Genomic DNA, 12105 nt, shown 5'->3' on the forward strand with positions numbered 1-12105 from the left:
GTTCCCGTCATCTGCGGCTCCTGTCGTCCTTGATCGTTCCCGTCCCGTCAGGGACGCCGCAGCCCGCCGTCCGGTTGCACGGACGGCGGGCGGGGTGTGCGGCGTCAGCGCGAGCCGAGCAGCGTGGCGAGCCGGGTGCCGGAGGTGCCCAGGCCCGTGGGGGTGCCCCACGGCAGCGCTGCCGGCGGAGCGGTCGGCGGTGCGTTGTGGCGCAGCAGGTCGGCCTCCCCGTAGCGGTGGCATTCCCGGTGCCAGGTGAGGATCGCGGAGAGCCAGTCCTTGAGCTCCTGCGCGTAGCCTTCGAGCGTCGCGCAGCCCGCGGCGTCCAGCTCGAACTCCTTGCAGAGGACGGGCAGCTGGGAGTCGACCACGTGCTGGAACTCCCGCATCCGGGACCTCATGAGGTCGCTGACGATGGCCAGGGCCTCGCGGCGGCCGCAGTTGAAGAAGTTCTGGACGACGAGGACGGAGTTGTGCACCTCGCCCTCGAACTGGATCTCCTTCTGGTAGGAGAAGACGTCGTTCATCAGGCAGGCGTAGTCGGCGGCCGCGTTCTCCATGGCCTGGACCGGGCGCGAACGGTAGATCTCCGGCGGCAGGGACTTGCCGTGGCCGAACCGGGACAGGCTCATGGTGAGGTCCGAGCCGAAGGTCTTGCGGCGCATCTCGATGTAGTCGACGGGCTCGGGGATGCGGTTCTGCCGCTGGTTGGCGAGCTCCCACAGCCAGCTGTCCAGCATGTCCTCGACGGCGGTGCGGAACTCCTCGCGGTGGTCCCGGGGCATGGGCGCCGCGGTGCGGTCCCACAGGTCGGCCAGGCTGCGCTCCAGGGGATTGCGGGGGGCGTCGGTGAGCCCCATGTCGAGCGGCATGAACTCCTTCAGCCGTGCAGTGCACGTCCTGGCCGCGGTGACGTCGGCGGAACGGCCGAAGAGCGCGGGGTAGGCGTCGTCGCCGTAGGTGCCCCAGGTGAGCCAGTCCGTCGCCAGGTCGAGCTCTTCGGGGGTGGCTTCGGGGTGGATGCCGGCGGCGCACAGGGCGAAGTCGTAGTCGCGGAGCTTGCCTTCGTCCCAGCAGCCGGCGAGGGGGTCGCCCGGCTCGGGCGCGAGGAAGCCCATGCGGTGCCCCCAGTCGAGGTTCCGCCGGCGCGAGCGGTCCAGATGGGGGCTCAGCCGGGTCGGGAAGGGCATGTCGAAGTCGGGCAGCGGCAGGTGGCCCACCTGCTCGAACGGGACGTGCGTGTAGCTGCGCAGCCGGGCCGGCAGGGACGCCAGGATGGAGGGGACCAGCCGCGCCGCCGATGTTCCCAGCCCGAGCGGGCCGCCCAGCAGGGCGCCGGCCGCGGGGGAGTCGCCGCGGGTGGCGCCGTTCATGTAGCGACTGGAGCGCATGTGCCATTCGTGGCCGCCGGACTGCCAGTCCTGCAGTCCCTTGACGTACGCGAGGACGGCGGCGCGCGCGGGGGCGTCCAGGGCGTGCTCGGCGAAGAGCGGCTCCAGCTCGGTCAGGACGGTGTGCTCGAACTGCTGCAGCCGCGAGGTGAGGAGGTCGTTGACGGCGTCGGCGGCCTCCTGGGTGCTGCACCCCAGGAACCGCTCCAGCACGAGGACGGCGTTGGCCAGCTCGCCCTCGTTCTGTGTCTCGCGCTCGTAGGAGAACAGGTCGTTGCGCAGGTGGACGCCGTCCGAGAAGGTGTCCTTGAGGACCCGCATCGGCCGGCTGGCGGCGATGCGGTCGGGGACCTCGGCCCCTGCCGCGACCTCGACGAGATGGGCCGACCAGGGGGCGCCGCCGACCTTGCGGCGCATCTCGATGTACTCGACGGGGTTGGCGACCCGCCCCTCGTTGATGTTGGACAGCTCCCACAGGGACTCCTCCAGCAGGTGCCAGGTGCTCTCGTGGAAGCGCCGGCGCCATTCCGGGGACATCGACGGGACGGTACGGGCCCACAGGTCGGCCAGGCCCGCCTCGACCTGGTTGGTGGGCTCCTCGTCGGGCACGGCCGACTCCAGCGGCATGAACGCCGGCAGCCGGTCGAGGTACTCCTTCGCGCCGCGCATGTCCCCGGTGCGCTTGAAGCGGGCCAGGAAGTCGTCGTCGAAGAAGAACACCCACACGTACCAGTCGGTGATCAGGTCGAGCAGCACCGCCGAGGCGTCGGGATGGGTGTAGGAGCACAGCAGAGCGTAGTCGTGGGAGTCGAAGTCCGACTCGTCCCAGATGCCCGAGCCCTCGATCATCTCCATCTCCCTGGCCCACGCCTTGGTGTGTTCCCGGGTGCTGTCCAGGTGGGGATTGAGGCGTGCCGGATACGGCGTGTAGAAGCGGGGGAGCTCGAAGGGGTTCGGCATCGCGTGCGCGGCCTTTCGCGGGGAGCCGGGGCGGGTGAGCGACGGGGCTCGGATCACCCGGCACGCTAGGGCGCCGGCTCCGGAGGAAGGGAGTGGAAAGTAGGATTTCCGCCCAATATGGTGAAGATCGCAGCGGGTCGGATTAACGATCTTGTCCTGGCGTCCGGCCGCCACGCCGGTTCGGGCCCGGGCCGTTCGAACGTCAGGTGCGCGGTGATTCCAGGAGGTGAGGCGTCGGACACAGCCGTGATCAGGCCGGGCGTCGGGTGCATAAGCTGGCTGCATGCTCGCACGGCCCGCGCGGGGCCCGGGCCCCGCGCCGTGCGAATCCGTAGCGCGCGAAGGGGGATTGCCGATGGAGACGTCTGGGATACGCACCGCCGGGACGCTTGCCGACGGGATGGTGGAGATCACCTCGGACGAGGAGCTGACGGAGCTGCTCGGCGGCCCGCCGACGGCGCGGGCGGCGGGCAAGGTGCGCACCCGGCTGGCGGAGCAGGACCGGCAGTGGCTGGCGCAGTCGCCGTTCTGCGTGATCTCGACGGCCGGGGCGGACGGCAGCTGCGACGGCTCCCCCAAGGGTGACCCGGCCGGGTTCACCCTCGTCCTCGACGACACCACCGTCGTGGTGCCGGAACGACCGGGCAACCGGCGGGCCGACGGCTTCCGTAACGTCCTCGTCAACCCCCACGTGGGCCTGCTGTACCTGATCCCCGGGCGCGGCGACAGCCTGCGCGTCAACGGCCGCGCCCGGCTCCTGAAGGACGCGCCGTTCTTCGACCGGCTGGCCGTGAAGGGGCACCGCCCCCGGGTCGCCCTCCTCGTCGAGATCGAGGAGGTCTTCTTCCACTGCTCCAAGGCGTTCCTCCGCTCGGGCCTGTGGAAGCCGGAGACGTGGGATCCCGGGGCGGTCCCCTCGCGGGCGCGCATCGCCCAGGCGCTGGAGCCGACCGGACAGACGCTGGAGGAGCTGGAGCGGTACTACGGGCCGCAATACGCCGATCATCTGTACGACTGAGGATTGCGCCGGGGCCGGCACGGTCGTGTCGGGTCCCGCACACGGTCGTTGGACAGGTCATGAAAAATCGCCTCATGAATCGCGTCGCGGCGGGTTCGGTCCTCCTCGCGGCCTGCGGCCTTGCCTCGACCGCCGGCAGCGCCCGGGCGGCCGGCGGCGAGGGTGCCCCCGCCCCCGCCCCGCTCGCCGGCCGCGTCACCCACCTGGCCCCGATCGACGCCGCACCGGTCGGCAAGGCGGCCTCCCTCCTCAAGGGGCAGCTGCCGAAGGAGACGGTCGGTCAGATCTACCTCCGTTCGCCCCTGTCCGAGGGCTGAACGGACAGCGCCCCCACCGCCGGTATCCCGTGATGCCGGCGGTCGGGGCGTTCGTTTGCCACATGGCTGGTTTTCCCCCTAGGGTCCGTTCGCTCTGATGTTTGATCTTGGGGGATTCTGATGTCCGTTCAGTCGTCCGCGCCGTCCAAGGGCGTGAAGAAAGCCACCGTCCTGGGGTGGGTCGTCTCGATCGTCTTCAACGTCGTCCTGCCGATGGTGACGTACCAACAGCTCAAGGACGCCGGCTGGAGCGATTTCGCGGCGCTGGTGGTCTCGGGTGCGTGGCCGGTGCTGGACACGGTGATCCACCTGATCTGGCAGCGGCGGATCGACGAATTCGCGGTGGTCACCCTGATCTTCATGGTGCTGACCCTGGTCGTCACCGTCGCCGGCCCGCATTCGACGCGGCTTCTGCTGGTCAAGGAGTCCGCCGTCACCGGTCTGTTCGGCGTGGTCTGCCTCGTGTCGCTGGCCCTGCCGCGCCCGCTGATGTTCTATTTCGGCCGCAAGTTCGGCACCGACGGCACCAAGGAGGGCCTGGAGCGCTGGAACGGCCTGTGGGCGGAGCAGCCCGGCTTCCGGCGTGTCATGCGCACGATCACCACGGTCTGGGGCGTGGGGTACGTCGTCGAGGCCGGCGCCCGCATCGGACTGTCCTACGCCCTGTCGACCGGCACCATGGTCGGCGTGAACTCCGTCCTCGCCTACGGCGTCCCGGTCGTCCTCGTCACCTGGACGATCACCTACTCCAAGCGGGCCCGCGCCCGGGGGCAGGCCGCCATGGCCGCCCGGGAGGCCGCTGCGGCCGCCACGGCCGCGTAACGGGCGCAACCGGTCCGCAAGAAGGCCGAACGGGACGTGATCCCTCCGGATTTGGTCAAGTCCGGAGGGATCACGTCAAGGATTCGCATGATTAACCCAGCCCGGTGACTCTGTTCGCCGAGAGTTTCCTCTGCGTCCCCCAGGCGTTGACGCACTGAAGGAGGAAGCGATGGAATCCGTGCGACACCTTGCCGCTCACCTTGGTCTCGACCTCGTCGCGGTCTGCCTGCTGACCTTCGCCGTCTACTATCCGCGGCACCGGCGCCGCGACCTGGTCCCCGCCTACCTCGCCCTCAACGTCGCGCTGTTCACGGTCGTGGCGGCGCTCGCCTCGACGGGCGGCAACGGCGGCCTGACCCTCGGCTTCGGCCTCTTCGGGGTGCTGTCGATCATCCGGCTCCGCTCGGACGCCGTGCAGCACGAAGAGGTCGCCTACTACTTCACCACCCTGGTCCTCGGCCTGGTCTGCGGTCTGCCGCAGCTGAGCCTGCCCAGGGCCGCCTCGCTCGGCGGCATCCTCCTGCTGGTGGTCTACTGCGCCGACCACCCCCGACTCCTGGCCCGCTCCCGCCGGACGCTCGTCACGCTCGACACCGTCCATGCCGACCCGGCCGCGCTGCGGGCGGACCTGGCCCGGCGGCTCGGGGAGCCCCTCGACTGGACGGTCATGGAGGTCGACTACGTCCGCGATCTGACGGTCGTCGACGTGCGCTACCGCGAGCCCCTCCCGGGAACACCGCCCCAGGCGGTGGACAATGGCCAGGCCGAACGCCCGTACCGGGGCAAGCCCGCCTGGGAGACCGTATGAGCGCCCCCGCCACCGACCCGGCCCCCGTCCCGGCCGCAACCCTGCCCGCCGCCCGGCCCCTGGCCGAGCCGCCGGAGGTCCTCGCCCCGCCGGCGGTGCAGGCGATCACGCGTGCCGCGGCCGCCGCCCCGCCCGTCCCGCTCGCCGAGGTCAACGCCCGCGCCGAACTGCTGGCCCGCTTCGACCGCAGCTACCTCGTGCCCGCCGCCACGTTCGCCCGGCTGGCCGCACGGCTCACCGACCCGCACCGGCCGGGCGGCCCGTTCCGGGCCCTGACCATCGAACGGCGGAATACCTTCCGCTACCACTCCGTCTACTACGACACCCCCGAGCTGCGGTCCTTCCACGACCACCGCCAGGGCCGACGGCTGCGCTTCAAGATCCGCGAACGCGTCTACCAGGACACCGGAGAGCGCCAGTTCGAGATCAAGCTCAAGGGTTGCCGGGGCGACACCGTCAAGCACCGCCGCCCCCTGACCGGCGACGACACCCCGCAGGACGCCCCGTTCCGCGACTTCCTGGCCGCCACCCTGCAGCGCGCCTACGGCATCGACGCCCCGCAGGCCCTGCACCCCTCCCTCGGCACCGACTACGTCCGGGCGACCCTCGTGGCCGACGGCGAGCGCATGACCTGCGACGCCGGACTGGTCTGCACCGACCTGCGCACCGGCCGGAGCGTCCGGGCCCGTGAGGGCCTGGTGCTGGTGGAGACCAAGGGCACCGGCCACCTGACCGCGGCGGACCGGCTGCTGCACGCCCACGGCATGCGGCCGGTCGTCCTCACCAAGTACTGCGGGGCACTGGCCGCGCTGCACCCGTCCCTGCCCGCCAACCGCTGGCGCAGGGCGGCACGCCTGGTCTTCACCGGCGCCGGCTGAGGCCGAACCCGCCTCAGCTCCCGTGCCCACCCGGGCGCAGGAAGCGCCGCAGGCGCTGCAGGGGCCAGGTGTTGATCACGTCGTCCTTCGTCAGCCAGCCGCGCTGGGCGGTGCCGACGCCGTAGCGCATGTAGGGCAGGTGCGTGGTGGAGTGGGCGTCGGTGTTCACCGCGAACTTCACTCCGTAGCGCTTGGCGCGCAGGATGTCCTCGTCGCACAGGTCGAGCCGCTCCGGATGGGAGTTGACCTCCAGGGCGGTGCCCGTTCTGGCGCACGCCTCGAAGACCGCGTCGAAGTCGGCGTCGATGCCCGGGCGCTTGCCGATCCGGCGGGTGGTGGGGTGACCGATGATCGCCACGTAGGGGTTCTCACAGGCCCGGACCAGACGCCGTGTCAGCTCCGCCCTGCTCTGGTGGAAATGGGAGTGCACGGAGGCCACGCACAGGTCGAAGCCCGCGAGGAAGTCGTCGGGCCAGTCCAGACCACCGTCCGGCCCGATGTTGAGTTCGGTGCCGTGCAGCAGCCGCATCTTCCGGTGCCTGCCGTCCAGCGCCCGGACCCGCTCCCGCTGGGCGAGCATCTTCTCGTCGGTCATGCGCTGCATGTACAGGTCGGGGGCGTGGTCGGTGACGGCGTAGTACGCGTAGCCGCGCCGGGCGGCGGCCTCGACCATGTCCTCCAGGGAGGCGACCCCGTCCGTCAGGTCCGTGTGGGTGTGCAGGTCGCCGCGGATGTCGCCGTCGGTGACCAGCTCGGGCAGCTCGCCGCGCAGGCCGGCGGCGATCTCGCCCCGGTCCTCCCGCAGGGTGGGCGCGATCCAGGGCAGCCCGAGCCGTGCGTAGACCTCCTCCTCGGTGCCCGACACGATGTTCGCGCCGCTGTCGACGTCGAACAGGCCGTACTCGGAGAGCTTGAGCTTCTGCCGCACCGCGATCTCGCGGATGCGGATGTTGTGCGCCTTGGAGCCGGTGAAGTACAGCAGCCCGGCCCCCCACGAGGCGGGTGGCAATACCCGCAGATCGACCTGCAGGCCCTTCGTCGTGCGGAGGGAGGTCTTCTTCTGGCCGTGCGCGATGATCTCGGCGGCGTAGGGGAGTGCGGCGAACGCCTCCATGAAGGGGGCGGAGCGGTCGGCGGCGACGAGGACGTCGATGTCGCCGATGGTCTCCCGCATGCGCCGCAGCGACCCGGCGTACGCGCAGCCCTCGCAGCCCTTGATGCCGGAGAGGTCGGCGACGATCTGCTCCGCGACGTCCGTGGCGGCGCCGAGCAGGATACGGCCGCTGCCGGCCTTCTGCATCAGGGCGATGCCGTGGAGGATGTTGGCCTCGGTCTTCTCGCCGAACCCCTTGAGCTCGCGCAGCCGCTCCTCGTGGATGGCGTCGAGGAGCTCCTCCACGGAGGACACGTGCAGCTCCTCGTAGAGGGTCATGGCCTTCTTGGGGCCGAGCGTGGGGATGGTGATGAGTTCCCGCACGCCGGCCGGGATGGCCGCCCTGGCCTCCTCGACGGCGGTGACACGGCCGGTGCTCAGGTACTCCACGACCTTGTCGGCGATCGACTTCCCGACGTTGGGGATGTCCCGCAGCCCCTTGGCGTCGAGCTTCGAGACGTCGCCGGGATGGCCGCCGATGGCCCGGGCGGCCTTCTCGTAGGCGCGCGCCTTGAAGGCGTCGCCACCGGTGATCGCGACGAGGTCGGCGTACTCCTGCAGCAGCGCCTCGACCTCCTCATTGGGCCGGGCCATGGCTCCAGCCTGCCACGGGGCGGCCGCCGGCACACTCCGGCCGGCCGCGTCCGGGGGCGGCTGTCAGTGGCCCCTGCCATGCTGAGATCCGTCCGACCGCCCCTTGCCGCACGCGGCAGCACATGCCGGAGGAGCCGCACCATGCTGACATCCACGCACGTCCCCGGCGGGCCGAACTGGCTCGACCTCGGCACGCCCGACGTCGCCGCTGCCGCCGGCTTCTACCGCCGCGTCTTCGGATGGGAGTTCGACCCCGCGGGGCCGGACGCGGGCGGCTACGGCTTCTTCCGCCTGGACGGCAGGACCGTCGGGGCCGTGGGGCCGCTGACGGAGGAGGGGGCGAGCTCCGCCTGGACGGTGTACTTCCGCACCACGGACGCCGTCGCCACGGCCAAGGCCGTCGAGCAGGCGGGCGGCACGGTCCGCTTCCCGCCGTTCGACGTCTTCACCGCCGGACGCATGGCGGGCTTCACCGACCCGGCGGGGGCCCGCTTCGCCGTGTGGCAGCCCGGTGACATCGACGGCCTGGACCTCGTCAACGCGCCCGGCGCGGTCAGCTGGATCGAGCTCTACACCACCGACGCGGACGCGGCCAAGGACTTCTACCGTTCCGTCTTCGCCTGGGAGCTGCGGGACATGCCGATGGGTGAGGAGCTCGTCTACACCGTCGCCGGGCCGGCCGGCGGGGGCGTGGAGACCATGCACGGAGGGCTCATGCAACTGCCCGCCGAGAACCTCCGGGCGGGCTCGCGCTCCGAATGGCATCCGTACATCGAGGTGGCCGACTCCGACGGCACGGTGGCCACGGCCACCGAAGCCGGGGCGACGGTCGTCATCCCCGTCGTCGACGTCCCCGGCATCGGCCGCCTGGCCATGCTGCTCGACCCGTTCGGAGCGCCCTTCGCGGTGATCACGAGCGCTGCACCCTGAGGCTCCGGCCCGGTGTGCCGGCGGGGGCCGGTGGCCGGGCCGTGCGACGGTCCGTCAGAAGCGGTGCTGTCCCGGACCGGTGGCCGGTGCCGGTGCGGAAGATGTCGATCTTGTGTCAACTGTTCGTCGACCCCTCCCGTGACCTGCGCGGATTCGCTACCGTCCCGTTCAGCGCGATCGCCGTCCGATCGCGATGACCGCAGGCCGGGGGGCACCACGAGGGTCCACCCGTGCCGGAAAGGACCTCCGTGCGCGCCCAGTTCCGTCGCAGAGCGATAGCGGCTCTCGTCACGAGCGTCGTCGCCGCCCCCGTACTGCTCGCCACCGCGGCCCCCGCCGACGCCCGGCCGGCGACCTCGGCCCAGCAGCACGGCAAGGCCGAACGGCTCGCCAAGAAGCTGGTCAAGGCGTCCTCCGGGAAGAGCGCCTACCGTCACCTGGAGGCGTTCCAGGAGATCGCCGACGACAACGGCGGCAACCGCGCCGCCGGTACGCCGGGCCACAAGGCGTCCACCGAGTACGTCTACCGCCTGCTGAAGAAGGCCGGTTACGACGTCTCGTACCAGAACTTCGACTTCTACGAGTCCACGACGCAGCGCGAGAAGCTCGCCGTCGTCTCGCCCGAGCCGCGCGACGTCAAGGTGACGGCTTACAGCTTCAGCAAGTCCTCGCCCGCGGGCGGTCTCGTGGCACCCCTCGCCGCGGCCCGCGTGGACGGGACCCCCGGCTGCGAGCTGGACGACTACGCCTCCGGCGACTTCAAGGGCAAGATCGCGCTGGTCAAGCGCGGCAACTGCACCTTCCAGCAGAAGGAGGAGGTCGCCGCCAAGGCGGGGGCGATCGGCCTGATCCTCTACAACCACTCCGGCACCGAGCCGGTCCACGGCACGGTCGGTGACCCGGCCAACGCCCACATCCCCGCGGGCGGCATCTCCCTGGCCGACGGCGAGGCGCTGGCCGCGCAGATCGCCAAGGGCGAGACCAAGGTCAACCTCGATGTGAGCACCGAGGCGATCAAGCGCCAGACCCGCAACGTGATCGCCGAGACCCGGGGCGGCAGTGCCGACCACGTGGTGGCGCTCGGCAGCCACCTCGACTCGGTGCCCGCGGGCCCCGGCATCAACGACAACGGCTCCGGCTCCGCCGGCCTGCTGGAGGTCGCCCTCAAGCTCGCCGCCGAGACGCGCGGCCACGGCCAGCAGCCCACCAACAAGGTGCGCTTCGCCTGGTGGTCCGGCGAGGAGCTCGGTCTGCTCGGCTCCGAGCACTACGTCAAGCAGCTCAGCGAGAAGCAGCGCAAGCAGACCGCGCTCTACCTGAACTTCGACATGATCGCCTCGCCCAACCCCGTCGAGTTCGTCTACGACGGCGACGACTCCGACCACAAGGGCGAGGGCCCCGGCCCACAGGGCTCCGCACAGATCGAGCGGCTGATCAACGGCTACCTCGACGGCCGTCGCTCGCCGCACGAGGGCACCGACTTCGACGGCCGGTCCGACTACGGCCCGTTCATCAAGGCCGGCATCCCGGCGGGCGGCACCTTCACCGGCGCCGAGGGCATCAAGACCAAGGAGCAGGCCGCGAGGTTCGGCGGCACGGCGGGCACCGCGTACGACCCGAACTACCACGGGGCGGGCGACACCCTGGAGAACCTCGACCTCAAGGTCTTCGACACCAACGTCGACGTCATCGCCCATGCGGTCGGCATCTACGCCCACGACCTGAGCTCCCTGAACGAGCCGGTCAAGGGCTGACCACAGCTCCGCCCCCGGCCGTTGCCGGGAGGTCGTCATGGCCGGGGGCGGTTGTACCAGGCGGTGCAGAGGCCGGTGAAGGCCGCGGCGTACTCGGTGAAGGCCGCAGGAGGGGCGTGGTCCACGAGGACCAGCGTCATGCAGGCCGCCACCGTCACGGCGAAGGCGAAGGCGTCCGGCAGGTCGGGGTGCATGCCGTCGTTCTTGCAGACGTTCACGTGGGCGTTCATGTCCGGGCTTCTTTCGTCGACGTCGGCCGGGGGCGCCGGGACGGCCGGCTGTGCGGAATCAAGCCGTCCGGTGTTCTGAGTCTCGGCATATGACGGGGCGTGAGCCAGGGGTTGCCCGTTGCCCGGATCAGCAGGCGCCGGACAACCCCCGCTGACCTGCGCCTTCACCATGTGGCCTCACGCCGGCGGCCGGGCGTCCCGGGCGCGCTATGACCCCTCGGGGTGACAGCCCGGCGCATAGGCAACGTCCGGCAGCAGCCGGCGCCAGGTGTCCCGGCCCACGTCGCCCACCGCCCGGCACGCGTCGGCCAGCACCGCACGCACCCCCAGGCTCCACCAGCGCACGGTGCCGTCCTCGCCGACCGACACCACCGGGCCCCCCTCGGCGAGGAAGGCCGCGGCCCGCACCCGCCCGGTGTGCCCGGTCAGGGTGAACAGCAGCCGCCCGTCGTGCGCGTCCCAGACCCGCACGGTGTCGTCGCGGCCCGTCGTCACCAGCCGTGTGCCGCCCGGGTCGAAGGCCGCCGAGGTCACCGGACCCGTATGGCCGGCCAGGGTCCGCAGCCTGCGCCCGTCGCGCGCGTCCCACAGCCCGACCGTGTAGTCGCGGCTGGCGGTGGCCAGCAGGGTGCCCGCCGGGTTCGCCGCCAGGCCCAGTACGGTGTCGGCGTGCTCGGTCAGCCGGTGCAGCTCGCGACCGTCGGAGGCGCGCCAGATGCGGGCCGTGTTGTCCTGACTGCCCGTGGCGAGCCTGTCGTCGCCCAGGAACACCACCCGGTAGACGGCGTCCTCGTGACCGGAGACGCGCAGCTCCGGACGGACGCCCGCCCCCATCACGCGCCACAGCCGCACCGTGCCGTCCTCACTGGCCGTGGCGAGTGAGGACGCATCCCCGGGGCGGAACGCCAGCGAGGTGACCGCCCGGCCGTGGGCCTGCCAGCGGCGCACGGGACGGTCCGGTGCGGCGGTGCGCCACACGCTCGCGCCGCCGTGCCCGTCACCCGCCGCGAACAGCGCACCGTCACGGCTGAACGCCACCGCGCGCACCGCCTCACCGGACACCCGCACCGTGCGCCGCACCGTGCGGTGCCGGGCGTCCCACAGCCGCACGGTGCCGTCCCGGCCCGCGACGGCCAGCAGCGAACGGTCGGGGCTGAGGGCCGCGTCCAGCCAGGCCGGGCCGGACGGTACCGCCCCGGCCGCGGCACGCGGCGTCCACAGCCGCAGGGTGCCGTCCTCGCCGGCCGTCG

11 protein-coding genes are annotated in these 12105 nt (G+C 71.7%); 7 read left to right on the forward strand and 4 right to left on the reverse strand.

Features of this window, described 5'->3' with window-relative positions:
* Positions 1–104: 104 nt before the first annotated feature.
* On the reverse strand, positions 105–2351 hold the full coding sequence (locus LE181_RS27930) for a terpene synthase family protein (protein ID WP_225664285.1): 2247 nt from the start codon (positions 2349–2351) through the stop codon (positions 105–107).
* A gap of 355 nt (positions 2352–2706) precedes the next feature.
* On the opposite strand from LE181_RS27930, the gene LE181_RS27935 reads away from it, so the two are divergent.
* From LE181_RS27935 to LE181_RS27955, 5 genes are all read left to right on the forward strand, one after another.
* Positions 2707–3369 (forward strand): pyridoxamine 5'-phosphate oxidase family protein, encoded by a 663-nt coding sequence (locus LE181_RS27935; protein ID WP_225664286.1) that lies wholly within the window; start codon positions 2707–2709, stop codon positions 3367–3369.
* Between the two features lie 74 nt (positions 3370–3443).
* Positions 3444–3686 (forward strand): hypothetical protein, encoded by a 243-nt coding sequence (locus tag LE181_RS27940; RefSeq protein ID WP_225664287.1) that lies wholly within the window; start codon positions 3444–3446, stop codon positions 3684–3686.
* A gap of 120 nt (positions 3687–3806) precedes the next feature.
* Complete coding sequence (locus LE181_RS27945; protein ID WP_225664288.1) at positions 3807–4508, forward strand: VC0807 family protein; 702 nt, start codon at positions 3807–3809, stop codon at positions 4506–4508.
* A 169-nt stretch (positions 4509–4677) separates the two neighbouring features.
* On the forward strand, positions 4678–5316 hold the full coding sequence (locus tag LE181_RS27950) for a DUF4956 domain-containing protein (protein WP_225664289.1): 639 nt from the start codon (positions 4678–4680) through the stop codon (positions 5314–5316).
* Positions 5313–6194: a polyphosphate polymerase domain-containing protein gene (locus tag LE181_RS27955; RefSeq protein ID WP_225664290.1), complete on the forward strand. Its 882-nt coding sequence runs from the start codon at positions 5313–5315 to the stop codon at positions 6192–6194. The genes LE181_RS27950 and LE181_RS27955 overlap by 4 nt, the downstream gene beginning before the upstream one ends.
* Before the next feature lie 13 nt (positions 6195–6207).
* On the opposite strand, the gene polX is transcribed toward LE181_RS27955, so the two are convergent.
* Positions 6208–7941: a DNA polymerase/3'-5' exonuclease PolX gene (polX, locus tag LE181_RS27960; RefSeq protein WP_225664291.1), complete on the reverse strand. Its 1734-nt coding sequence runs from the start codon at positions 7939–7941 to the stop codon at positions 6208–6210.
* A 141-nt stretch (positions 7942–8082) separates the two neighbouring features.
* Between polX and LE181_RS27965 the strand changes: the two genes are divergently transcribed.
* Together LE181_RS27965 and LE181_RS27970 are read left to right on the forward strand one after the other, a co-directional pair.
* On the forward strand, positions 8083–8871 hold the full coding sequence (locus LE181_RS27965; RefSeq protein ID WP_225664292.1) for a VOC family protein: 789 nt from the start codon (positions 8083–8085) through the stop codon (positions 8869–8871).
* A gap of 230 nt (positions 8872–9101) precedes the next feature.
* On the forward strand, positions 9102–10625 hold the full coding sequence (locus LE181_RS27970; RefSeq protein WP_225664293.1) for a M28 family metallopeptidase: 1524 nt from the start codon (positions 9102–9104) through the stop codon (positions 10623–10625).
* Positions 10626–10660: 35 nt separating this feature from the next.
* On the opposite strand, the gene LE181_RS27975 is transcribed toward LE181_RS27970, so the two are convergent.
* Together LE181_RS27975 and LE181_RS27980 are read right to left on the reverse strand one after the other, a co-directional pair.
* A complete protein-coding gene (locus tag LE181_RS27975; protein WP_225664294.1) occupies positions 10661–10855 on the reverse strand; it encodes a hypothetical protein in 195 nt (64 codons plus the stop codon).
* A 207-nt stretch (positions 10856–11062) separates the two neighbouring features.
* Positions 11063–12105: WD40 repeat domain-containing protein (locus LE181_RS27980; protein WP_225664295.1), on the reverse strand; the 1043-nt coding region annotated here is incomplete at its 5' end.

This window comes from Streptomyces sichuanensis, from assembly GCF_020328095.1.
In the GTDB taxonomy this organism is placed as follows: domain Bacteria; phylum Actinomycetota; class Actinomycetes; order Streptomycetales; family Streptomycetaceae; genus Streptomyces; species Streptomyces cinnamoneus.